General features: G+C 40.4%; 9 protein-coding genes and 2 pseudogenes. 1 reads left to right on the plus strand and 10 read right to left on the minus strand.

Annotated features, from left to right (window positions below; genetic code table 11):
- Nucleotides 1-104: 104 nt before the first annotated feature.
- The 6 genes and pseudogenes from H6G86_RS40290 to H6G86_RS36850 all read right to left on the minus strand — a co-directional run.
- Nucleotides 105-1,383 (minus strand): annotated as a pseudogene (locus H6G86_RS40290) (GMC family oxidoreductase); the annotation flags it as partial.
- 67 nt (nucleotides 1,384-1,450) lie between these two features.
- On the minus strand, nucleotides 1,451-2,185 hold the full coding sequence (locus H6G86_RS36830; RefSeq protein WP_190938509.1) for a glutathione S-transferase family protein: 735 nt from the start codon (nucleotides 2,183-2,185) through the stop codon (nucleotides 1,451-1,453).
- A gap of 57 nt (nucleotides 2,186-2,242) precedes the next feature.
- Nucleotides 2,243-2,728, minus strand: coding sequence for a hypothetical protein (locus tag H6G86_RS36835; protein ID WP_190938510.1), 486 nt, complete (start codon nucleotides 2,726-2,728; stop codon nucleotides 2,243-2,245).
- A 103-nt stretch (nucleotides 2,729-2,831) separates the two neighbouring features.
- A complete protein-coding gene (locus tag H6G86_RS36840) occupies nucleotides 2,832-3,146 on the minus strand; it encodes a DUF4278 domain-containing protein (protein WP_190938511.1) in 315 nt (104 codons plus the stop codon).
- Nucleotides 3,147-3,300: 154 nt separating this feature from the next.
- On the minus strand, nucleotides 3,301-3,474 hold the full coding sequence (locus H6G86_RS36845) for a hypothetical protein (protein WP_190938512.1): 174 nt from the start codon (nucleotides 3,472-3,474) through the stop codon (nucleotides 3,301-3,303).
- A gap of 89 nt (nucleotides 3,475-3,563) precedes the next feature.
- The gene (locus H6G86_RS36850) at nucleotides 3,564-3,830 is read right to left on the minus strand and encodes a hypothetical protein (protein ID WP_190938513.1); all 267 of its coding nucleotides are present in this window, start codon (nucleotides 3,828-3,830) and stop codon (nucleotides 3,564-3,566) included.
- A 370-nt stretch (nucleotides 3,831-4,200) separates the two neighbouring features.
- On the opposite strand from H6G86_RS36850, the gene H6G86_RS36855 reads away from it, so the two are divergent.
- Nucleotides 4,201-6,915: a CHAT domain-containing protein gene (locus H6G86_RS36855; protein ID WP_190938514.1), complete on the plus strand. Its 2,715-nt coding sequence runs from the start codon at nucleotides 4,201-4,203 to the stop codon at nucleotides 6,913-6,915.
- Between the two features lie 28 nt (nucleotides 6,916-6,943).
- Here H6G86_RS36855 and H6G86_RS36860 read toward each other — a convergent pair whose 3' ends face one another.
- From H6G86_RS36860 to H6G86_RS39320, 4 genes and pseudogenes are all read right to left on the minus strand, one after another.
- Nucleotides 6,944-7,720, minus strand: a complete 777-nt coding sequence (locus H6G86_RS36860; protein ID WP_190938515.1) for a DUF928 domain-containing protein — start codon at nucleotides 7,718-7,720, stop codon at nucleotides 6,944-6,946.
- Nucleotides 7,721-8,005: 285 nt separating this feature from the next.
- Nucleotides 8,006-8,686 carry a hypothetical protein gene (locus tag H6G86_RS36865; RefSeq protein WP_190938516.1) on the minus strand — a complete coding sequence of 227 codons (681 nt, stop codon included), beginning with the start codon at nucleotides 8,684-8,686 and terminating at the stop codon, nucleotides 8,006-8,008.
- A 2-nt stretch (nucleotides 8,687-8,688) separates the two neighbouring features.
- Nucleotides 8,689-9,156 carry a hypothetical protein gene (locus H6G86_RS36870; RefSeq protein ID WP_190938517.1) on the minus strand — a complete coding sequence of 156 codons (468 nt, stop codon included), beginning with the start codon at nucleotides 9,154-9,156 and terminating at the stop codon, nucleotides 8,689-8,691.
- Between the two features lie 3 nt (nucleotides 9,157-9,159).
- A pseudogene (locus H6G86_RS39320) lies at nucleotides 9,160-9,406 on the minus strand (hypothetical protein); the annotation flags it as partial.

The following is a 9,406-nucleotide window of genomic DNA, read 5'->3' on the forward strand; positions in this document are numbered from 1 at the left end:
GGCTACCAGCACATATTTAGTAAATAAAGTTACTTCTTACTTAGATTTTATTTTTGCGATCGCTTGTTTTTTACTGGATCTGACAAAACCGCATTGCTCCCGGCAGTGGAGTGTAACAGTTGACGAGTAATTTTGATTCCTGTAACCAGCTTCTGCAAATCGGATTGACTTTGGAGATAATTCATCTGTATTACAACTGGGTCATGGGGTGAAGCAGAACGCAGAGTGAGATGGCCACGGCTTTGAGGATTCGTTAAACAGGCTGTAGCTGCGAATCCTGGCCCTTCACGGGCATAAGCAGGATGTGTCCACAAAACAGGGCCAGAGTGAAACTGTAAATCTGGTGAAGTATCTAAACGACCTTCAGTATGCAAGAACAATCCAGCTTCGGCGATATTGCTGGTTGGGGCAGGTTGCAGATCCTGAGTAGCTTGGTGTGCAACGCCGACAGCAAGGTGATCTTGGAGGTTTTGACCGACACCTGGCAAATCGATAAGTACGGGAATGCCTAGCGATCGCAACTGTTCTGCATTGCCAATCCCAGAGAGCATCAGCAGTTTGGGCGAATCAAACGCGCCAGCAGAAAGAATTACTTCCTGATTTACAAAGGTTTGGTGTATCGTTCCCTCGTGCAGATATTCCACTCCAATAGTGCGCGTTCCCTCAAACAGTAAACGAGTAACTAATGCACCAGTGGTAACTGTTAAGTTGGGACGATCCAAAATTGGTACTAAAAACGCTGCTGCTGTACTGTGCCGCTTACCATTTTTAATCGTCAACTGGTAAAGTCCAGCTCCCTCCTGTTGTACGCCATTAAAATCAGGATTAAGCTCATAACCAAGTGTGACTGCTGCTTCTATAAATCGATATGATGTTACTTCAGGTGCTAAGGGATCTGTGACACTCAGCAATCCAAGGGATCTGTGACACTCAGCAATCCAAGGGATCTGTGACACTCAGCAATCCATCTGCTCCATGAAATTCGGATGCGTCATGCTGCTGGTTTTCAGATTTCTTGAAATATGGCAACACATCTTGGTAACTCCAGCCGGGATTGCCTAATTCTTGCCAGCGATCGTAATCATGCCGACTGCCGCGAATATAAATCATGGCGTTGATTGAACTGGTTCCACCCAAAGCTTTCCCACGCGGACAATAGATTTTGCGGTTATTAATGTACGGTTCTTCTTCCGTAAAATATGCCCAGTCTACCCCAGTACCCCAGAGTTTTGTCCAGTCTAGAGGAACTTGATGCTCTGGTAAGGTAGGTGGATTGCCTGCTTCAAGTAATAATACAGTTGTTTTACCGTCTTCTGTGAGGCGGTTGGCGACGACACAGCCCGCCGAGCCTGCACCAATCAAAATATAATTGTATTCAGCCATAAAATTATCCTTATTCTGTAATTCTGCTGTCTGTAGTTGATAACTTTAGTTAGAAACAAACGGAAATTTATAACTCTAACAAGCTATCGCTAAAAAACTTATGAGACATTCGCTCATAGTGCTGGCAAAGATTTGATCGCCCAAGCAGATAATCAACGATTGGGCTTTCATAGCGTGGCTGAAGGAAATTACCAATGTAGCCATAGGCAGTGGCATCTAAGGTTGTGGGTTCGTCTCCCATAAAAAATGGTTTGTCTGCCAGAAAGTCTGAAAGGGCTTGAAAATCAGCACAAATAATTTGACTGATTTCTTTATGACTGTGACGACCGATTCCATGACTGTGCATCTGAGAGATTATCGTTTTACGAAACTCGTCAGCAAACGGTTCTGATATTTCTAGTGGTGTCTCAGGGAAGAGCGCACGCGCTACTATTACTCGATAGTGTTGCCAGTTTTCTTCTATGCCGAAGCGAACTTCGGCTGCTCCCCAGAGAGTGTTCTCTTTGAGCATACGGCGGAACGCTAGGGAGAGCGATCGCTCAACGGGAGTCAAACTAGCATCGAGATCAATCCCTTCTGTTTGCTTAAACATCTCAATGATTAAGAAGGCATCACCTATCAGTTTTCCCTGATAGTCAATGAAGGGAATTTTACCCTTGGGGGCAATCTCAAAACTTTGTGCTTTCACGATGACCTTTTCGTAGGGTAGCTTTGCCATGCGGAACCAAGTTTCAAGTTCTAGACTGGGTGGGCTGATGCTAGGTAAATCCTCAAAGGATGGTGCAGTGTATAAACTAATCATTTTTTCAAACTCCTTTATGCGGCTAAAACGGGTTTACGATGAATGCTGAATATTGCATTACTTGCTCTCAACTGGAGCCATAAAAATTGGCTGACCAAGCACTTGTTCAACTATCTGAGGCTTGATGGACTGCAAATACCCAGTTGCAAGTTCAGCGGTCAAAAACTCGAACATTAGCCAGTTCTCCACCCAAAACTCAATTACTTTGAACGCTCCTCGGTCGCAAAGCGCAACTTGCCAACCCTCACGTCTACCGATTTGCTCAATCTGCTGTTGGCTAGCAGGAACAGAAATCGCAGCATGAGTTGCTACAAAATCAGGTGAATTGGAAGTTTGAATTATTTTGCTCAGTTCTGTGTCCGAACCGGGAACGCACACAGATCCTAAAGGAAACACTTCAATTCCAGTGCCATATTCATCAAACGAAAATACAGCGTAGCTTCCGGGATTAGGAAAATTAAATACCTTACCGTGACAAATTTCTGCCAGTATATTTGCAACGTGAAGCGGATTTTGAGCGGCGATGGAAATGTGATGAATCATCAGAATTACTCCGTTAATTAATTTCAATTGAGAAATTTACTCGTAGGATAAAAGCTAATCCAATCTCTTGAATACTAGAATGAAACGTATTGGTTAAGCCTTACTAGGATCGTGTTGTCATCGGTGACTGTGTAGTAACTTGTAATGGATTTGTCGATTGATTAATTAGGGTAACTTCCCCTTGTGCATTTCTATTCATCAAGTAGTTAATTCCTCGATAGCTCAATTTATAAATTGCTAGTGGTAAAGTAACTTCCACAGGCTTGTAATTGGGATCAACACGATAAGTAACCCCACGGTAAATCAGATTATAAGCTGCTCCAACAATAGGCGCTGGTTGAAAAGGTTTTTCTGTTCTTCTGCTGGCAATTTTTGAGGAATCTAATTCGTAGCTGAGACCGCGATAGAAAAGTTTCATATCTTACCTCGTTAATTTTGAATAAAGATGTAGTTATTTATGTAATTACAAGCATTAAAGAAGAATTTGTATTCTTTGCTATCTGGATAAAAATCAACCTGTCTAGATAACTAATATAATTAGTTTTGACTCTTTTTAAAATGCCTAACTCTTGCTAATTTTTAATCCATTTTGCAATTGACCGATTACGCTCTCCGTCAAATTCGTTTACCCAGATCATAGAGAGTTTAGTTTGAGTTGTTTTCTCATTTTGATTTAGAGGCTTGTCTGACAACACTGCTAGCTCTGGTTTAGATAAAGACTTGTTAGAAGTACTTAAAAGCTGCATGAGTTTGTACCTTTGATTGTTTAAAAAATGTTACTAATTAGAAAATTCTTCGGTCTAATTCTGCGAGGTTTAGTAAAGAAAATATCTGATTACATCCACCAATAAAAACGGCTTTTCGTTGTTAGAGGTTTTTTGTTGATTTCTTTTGATTGGCAATTATCTAACTTTGCTGCCAAAGCTGTTTTGTTTAAAACATTAGGTAAATATACAGATTGACTAATATTTGAGCTTAATATGTCATTGACATCTTCATGATTTGAAGATTTGCTTTTTTTGAATTGTTTACTGCCTTGATAAAACAGTCGAATATGTGAAGTAATAGATGATTTTTTAGAAGGATTTAGGTTAAACAGCATAAGTTTTTTCCTCAAAATGTAATGGCAATAGATAATGACTTACGCAGACATAAAAATTTGATTCTGTGCGCGAAGCCTTTTTAAGATAGAAATAAACTAAAGTATCGCGTTAAGATACTAAGGTGAAGTCCATGCAACATTGACGTACTAGCTGTTCGCTTTCGTTGCATAATCTCAGAATAGATAGATTTAATTAGAAATACATCGTCAAGCTGGGAAATTAGTTTTCCAATTTTGGAAATTTACTGGGGCGTATCTGCGAACTGTCTTATTAACAAAAGGTCAAAATAGAAAACAAGGGGACTTGGGGATTTGGGGAGAATGCCACTCATCCTGTAAAATTCACAGGTATAGTTTCCCTTATGCCATTATGCAACGCTTGCCATATCGTATTCGTCGCGTTTGGGCAGTTCTCTTCCTCACAACACTAACCTTCTGTTTGTGGTTAGCACATCCTTCCCTAACGATTGGGCATAAGGGAATATTAGAAATAGCAACAGCCCAATTGTCAAGTTTAACACAGCCAGTGCAGCAAGGACTTAAGTTATACCAAGCTGGCGATATTCAAGGGGCTATTAAGTCTTGGCGAGCAGCCCTTTTAAATCAACAGCGTACTAGTAATTATTCTGAAAAAATAAGTGTCAGAACATACCTTGTTAGAGCATACCAACAAGTAGGACAAATACCTGAAGCGATCGCTCAATTAAAAGAAGTTATTGCCTACTATCGTCAGAAAAACGAACCGATTAAAGTAGGACGGATGCTGACAGAACAAGCTCAACTCTACAGCAGCTTGGGACAGCAGCGACGAGCAATTACGATTTTGTGCGGTCAAAATCAAAGCAATGCCAGATGTACTCAAGATAGTGCAATAGAAATTGCTCGCCACCACTCAGATGATCTCGGCGAAGTAGCCGCTTGGGGTAGTTTAGGAAATGCTCATCGTCTCCAAGGTGAGTATGAGCAAGCTATTTCTAATTTTGAACGTAGTGATGAAATCGCCAAGCGTGTTGATAATCAAACTTACATAGTATCTAATTTGAATGGTTTAGCGAATACCTATGCTAGTCTTGCAAAGAGCAATCAGCATCGTGCGAAATTTGCCAGTGAGGTAGGTGATAAAAAAGCTGCCAAAAAGTACCAGCAATACACTGTTGCTAATAATAACCAAGCTGTAGATTATTTTGAACAAAGCCTAAATTTAGCCCGTAGTCAAAATGATAAAGTTAATGAACTGCGATCGCTACTAGGTTTAGTTAAGCTTTATTATCACCAACATAGTCAGGATAAAGCCATAGTTAACAATACATTACAGCAAGCTCTAATCGTAGTGGAACAATTGCCTGACTCTCGCGATAAAGCCTATGCGGTAATTCAACTTGCTAATCTTTTACAAATCGTTAACCAAAAGAGCGAGTCGATAAGTATTGACCCTGCAATTCAATGCTTAAAGTCAGAATCGTTATCTAAGGCTGTTGAATTACTTAATAAAGCTGTAGTAATTACTCAAAAAATACAGGATCAAGAAGGAGAATCCTTTTCCAAAGGGCGATTAGGGCACATTTACGAATGTGGGCAGGATTATCAACAAGCTCTAAATTTAACTCAACAAGCGCTAATTGGTACTGTCGCTGATGAGAACCTTTACTTGTGGGCATGGCAGGCGGGACGATTATTTAAAGCCACAGGTCGAGTGAAAGAAGCAATTATTTTTTATGAAAAGTCTATTGAAAGTCTCAAGAGTATTCGTAGTGACCTAATTATACAACAGCGAGATTTACAGTTTGACTTTCGAGACAACGTTGAACCAGTCTACCGCGAGTTGCTAGAGTTACGCCTAGAGCAAACTAATAATCTTGTTCAAATATCAGATATTCAACATAATTTGGAGTCAGTACTTCCAATAGTAGATGAGTTAAGGTTAGCAGAACTACAAAACTATTTAGGTAATAATTGTGATTTAGCCTTCATTCAAAAACCAGCGCCACTAGTGGGCAAAAACACTGCTGTCTTGAGTTCGATTATTTTGAAAGAACATCTTGCAATCATTCTCACTTTAGCTGATAAAGAGCAAAAAATTAAGTCAAAAGTTTTTTGGATACCTGTTAAGAATCAAGAAGTTAGAGACATTATTAATGACCTACGAATCAAGCTAGAAAAGCGTTCCGACTTGGAAAATACTTATCAAGCTAGAGCAAAACAAATATATGACTGGTTTATTCGTCCTTTTATCAGCGATTTAGAAAAAGAAAAAATTGAAACTTTAGTGTTTATTCAAGATGGAATTCTTCGGAGTATCCCCATAGCTGCACTGTTTAATGGTAAGCAATTCTTGATTGAAAAGTATGCGATCGCCTTTGCTCCAGCATTCACTCTGACAAATCTTCAACAGTCTAATCCGAAGAGATTACAGGTATTAGCTTTTGGCTTGACACAACCAGCTACCGTCGAAACAGATGCTGGTTCAAAGTTTTTTGAGCCGCTTACACAAGTCCAATCCGAGTTGAAAGCGATTACAACGAGTTTACCTAAAAGCAAGGGCTTACTGGATCAAGACTTTACACGTGAGCGCTTGGAAAAAGAGTTAAAAGAAAACACTTACCCAATAATTCACCTAGCGACTCACGGCAAGTTTGGTATTGACGATCGAGAAACGTTTTTAGTAACTGGAAAAAAAATGACTACAAATCCTCAAAAATCAGTTACAACCGGGACTTACAATGAAAAACTGACATTAAACGACCTTTACGAACTTATTAATAGTACTCGCATTAAAAACCAACCGATTGAGTTACTAACTTTGACAGCCTGTGAAACAGCAGTAGGAAGCGATCGCGAAACTCTGGGTTTAGCTGGTATCGCTATCCAAGCCGGCTCTCAAAGTGCTATAGCAAGTCTTTGGAAAGTTGATGACGCAGCAACAGCGCAACTGATAGCTAAATTTTATCAAAGCTGGCATAGCGGAATGAGTAAAGCTAAAGCCTTACAAACTGTTCAAATAGCTTGGTTGCAAGCACATAAGCAGCAAATCGAGAGTCACCCTGGATATTGGGCACCGTTCATTCTCATTGGTAACTGGCTTTGATTTTTACATCTGTGAAAATTTTGTACTATTAACGTTGTAATTGATGGATTGTACTATTTGTCAGCGCTACTTTAGTTTGTTCTCTTAATTCGGTTTGAGTTCCAGTTGCTACCTGTTCTAGGAGAGACTTTCTTAATTCTTTCAGAGTCGGTTCATTGTTTGAACTTAAAGCAATTTCTAGAGTTTTGTACCATAAATCAGCTTTTTTGTAGAGATTCGCCACCTTTAAAATATCATTGCTCTGGGAGAGTTGGTTTTTAAATTCTGGCGGAGTTGAAACGACTTTCATCGCTGCGATCGCAAATGGATTACCTGAAGGACGATTAGCATCGCAAACCAATTCGACTTGCCAAAGATATCTTCTGTCAACTAACAATTCTAGACTAGGCAGAGATAGAATCATGATTCCTGGAGAACTTTTAAAATTTTCATCTTTAATTTCTTTTACCAATCTAGATTGTTTGTTATTTTGGTCGTATTCATAAAGACGAAACTCCATTTGCCAAGAGCTAGTATCTTTCACAAACCAAGCAAATGTAGGACTGTTTGCCAAAGTTTGACCGTAACTTTGAGTAGGTGCAAGTAAGATGATATTTGGAATACTACTTGAGGATGCCTCACTTTCAGTCTCACATCCTCTAGAACCGCCTGAAGTTCCTCTAGTTTGAGGTGGAGGATCGTCAGAATTATTGTTGTTACCGTTAGCTAAGGCTGTTGTAGGCATTAATAACAACAAGCTCAAAGCAATGTAGTTAGTAAGGTTGTTGTTCAAACATTTTTGCAAAGAGCGTTTTCTATTAACCATGTTCTTTAATAATTTGCTAAGAAGAGTCTTAATAAAATATCTGGCTTAACAAGCTATATTCTGCAAATGACCTTGCAAAATACTGTATTTTTAAATGCATGACAGCTTCACCATTAGAAATCAGCGTACAAGATATTGCTCACTATAAGATCGGGCGTTGCTGAAAATGGGTGGCAGTTAGGTCGAAGAGGAGTATTATATGCCGCTTGACCTAACTGCCACCCTTGACGTTGCTTTTTGAAAGCGGTAAGCGTTCGCGGACTCTCCTATATAGCGAATGTATTGTTATTGGTAGTAGAAAGGAGAGCTTTTCACCCAGACATTATGGTTGTGATAAAAATCACCACGTTGTTCTAATGTAAACCCACCCAGCAATAATCCCAACCATACTTCTACCATCGGCATTTGCAACACACGTTGCAGTTTAACTAAAGAAATCTCATCTTTGACATTTATCAGATGGTTAGCAATCGCGCGCTGCCATTTTTCCACGTCCTCATCTGATGCCAAATTGCGGACATCTTCTAAACTCGTCACCTCATCAAGCATTGCCAAAACATTCGCTTTTTCAACAGGTGCTACTACAGAATCACCCTCCTGGTTAGGAGATGAAAATTGGTGTGGGCCATGTGGTTTAAAGGTTTGTGGTGTTTGCGGTTCAATCAAATCATCTAAATCTAGGTGCATTGTTGTCCGCACTAGACCAGCAAAGAGATCGGTGCTAACAACAGGCCCCAAAAGACTATTGCGATCACGGGTATCTTGCAACAGCACTTCGGCACGAGACTTAAGAATATCTGCAATTTGACTGAAGGCAAGCGCTGCGGTTAATAACTGTGCCTCCAAGGGTAAACTTTCTAGCTCGGCATCCAAACAATCCCACATAGCATCAAGAGAAGAAGTTGGTGGAGATTCGGACAACTCATCTAATACATCCCAGATTGTTAATTGGTGGTATGTGGCCATCTCTAGGATTCTGGATGCAAGGGGCAAGTCCGCACTGGGCAGTAGCTTGAGCTAATCTCAAACATATCCTTATATTGATATAGTGAAACACTGTATTGTCTGGCAAAAGCCTGCAACACCTGATCTGTATAGGCGCGGATCTTGCCAGCCGTTAACCCAAAGCAGTGAATTGGTTCTAAGCGGCAAACAGGTTTTTGCCCCAACCAGAGTTCTGCGCCCAAGGCGTGCAATGGTTTATCCCCTGGTTCTTTATACAAATACAGCACTGCAAAATATGTTGCTGGGGGTTCGACTGTTACTGAATCAATTTCTGCTGAATTATGAAAGGAGCGGTGGCGATAGAATGAGCGGCGATTATGACAGACTTTTGGATTCCAACACCCATCCCCTGCTGTTCCATGCAGCACTTTAGCTTGAGTTGTTGGTAACTTGGCGCATAACTGACACTTGGGATCGAGTGGCTTCGGCATACCTTACTCCGCTTCTTCGCCAATCGCGCGATAGTAAGCAGCGATCGCCGCTTCTTGCTCACTGCGAAGGGTATAGCGCCGAAACGCTTTCTCGCTTTGATGACCTGTTAATTTTCGTGCATGGCTGGGGTCAACTCCCAATAGCAATAGGGAGCAATGCGGTTTTGTCAGATCCAGTAAAAAACAAGCGATCGCAAAAATAAAATCTAAGTAAGAAGTAACTTTATTTACTAAATATGTGCTGGTAGCC

This window comes from Nostoc sp. FACHB-133, assembly GCF_014698055.1.
Classification (GTDB): Bacteria; Cyanobacteriota; Cyanobacteriia; order Cyanobacteriales; family Nostocaceae; genus Nostoc.

Coding starts and splice junctions, on each gene's coding strand:
- H6G86_RS36830 (WP_190938509.1), bottom strand. CDS start 2,185: ATGATTAGTTTATACACTGCACCATCCTTTGAGGATTTACCTAGCATC.
- H6G86_RS36835 (WP_190938510.1), bottom strand. CDS start 2,728: ATGATTCATCACATTTCCATCGCCGCTCAAAATCCGCTTCACGTTGCA.
- H6G86_RS36840 (WP_190938511.1), bottom strand. CDS start 3,146: ATGAAACTTTTCTATCGCGGTCTCAGCTACGAATTAGATTCCTCAAAA.
- H6G86_RS36845 (WP_190938512.1), bottom strand. CDS start 3,474: ATGCAGCTTTTAAGTACTTCTAACAAGTCTTTATCTAAACCAGAGCTA.
- H6G86_RS36850 (WP_190938513.1), bottom strand. CDS start 3,830: ATGCTGTTTAACCTAAATCCTTCTAAAAAATCATCTATTACTTCACAT.
- H6G86_RS36855 (WP_190938514.1), top strand. CDS start 4,201: ATGCAACGCTTGCCATATCGTATTCGTCGCGTTTGGGCAGTTCTCTTC.
- H6G86_RS36860 (WP_190938515.1), bottom strand. CDS start 7,720: ATGGTTAATAGAAAACGCTCTTTGCAAAAATGTTTGAACAACAACCTT.
- H6G86_RS36865 (WP_190938516.1), bottom strand. CDS start 8,686: ATGGCCACATACCACCAATTAACAATCTGGGATGTATTAGATGAGTTG.
- H6G86_RS36870 (WP_190938517.1), bottom strand. CDS start 9,156: ATGCCGAAGCCACTCGATCCCAAGTGTCAGTTATGCGCCAAGTTACCA.